The 1,154-nt window shown below is 70.0% G+C and carries 1 protein-coding gene; it reads left to right on the top strand.

Annotated features, from left to right (window positions below; all coding sequences use genetic code 11):
- Window positions 1–1,154, top strand: a 1,154-nt coding sequence (locus ACF07S_RS33495; RefSeq protein ID WP_391975930.1) for an AMP-binding protein, incomplete at both ends; no start/stop codon positions are given.

The raw sequence follows: 1,154 nt of genomic DNA, 5'->3' as shown, positions 1-1,154 counted from the left end.
GCGGTGGACGCGGTGGCCGCGGTGGATGTCGTGGAGTTGGAGGGTATGGCGTTGGCTGTGCCCGGTATCCGTGATGCCCGTGTGCTGGCCGGTGCCGGGGGTGGTGCGTCGTGTCTGTATGTGGTGCCGGGGCGGGTGGATGCCGCGGAGCGGGTGGAGGAGGTTTTGGAGCGTGCGGGGCACGGCGCGGTGCGGGTGATGGCCGTCAACGCGCTGCCCCTGGACGCCGGGGGTGTGGTGGACACCGAGGCGTTGCGCGTCCTGCCGGTCGTGGACCGGATCGCGGCCGGGGCCTGGCGGGAGCGGCTGGCCCGTGTGCCGGGCGTCACGGGTGTCGAGGTGTCGGTGGAGGATGTCCCGGAGGAGTTGGGGCGCCGCCATGCCGGGCTTGCGGGGCGTGCCGAGCCGGTCGCGTCGGTGAAGGGTTCTGGTTGCGTCTCGGCTGTGCCGGCGTTCAGTGAGGGTCCGGCGTTGGTGGAGCCGTCGGTGTCGGGCTGGGCGCAGGCGTTGCGGCGTGCCGCGCAGCGGGGCGAGGGCGAGATCGTGCACGTGCACGGCGATGGCAGTGAGCACCGGCGTGGTTATGCCTCGCTGGTGGCGGAGGCGTCGCGGGTGCTGGCGGGTCTGCGCCGGGCCGGGCTGCGTCCGGGGGATCAGGTGATCTTCCAGTGCGATGTGAGTGAGGATTTCCTCGCCGTGCTGTGGGGGTGCATCCTGGGTGGTTTCGTCGCTGTTCCGTTGACGGTGCCGGTTTCGTATGAGACGCCTTCGGCGGCGTTGACGAAGCTGGAGGGTATCTGGCGGATGCTGGGGCGGCCGTGGATGGTGTGTTCGGCCGGTCTGGAGGCCGGGTTGCGCGCTCTGGCTGTGCGGCAGGACTGGCCGGGGCTGCGGCTGGCCACGGCGGATGAGTTGCGTGGGGCGCCTGAGGAGCGTGACTGGTATCCGGCGCGGCCCGATGATCTGATGCTGATGCTGATGACGTCGGGGAGTACGGGTCTGCCCAAGGCGGTGCGGCTGACCCACGGTAATGTGCTGAGTCGTTCGGCGGCCACCGAGCAGCTGAACGGGCTCGGCGCGGCGGATGTGTCGTTGAACTGGATTCCGCTGGATCATGTCACCGGTGTGGTGATGTTCCATCTGCGGGACGTGTA

The organism is Streptomyces sp. NPDC016640 (genome assembly GCF_043076215.1).
Lineage (GTDB): Bacteria > Actinomycetota > Actinomycetes > Streptomycetales > Streptomycetaceae > Streptomyces.
The sequence above is the reverse complement of the archived record's forward strand: the minus strand, read 5'-3'. Positions and strand labels throughout refer to the sequence as shown.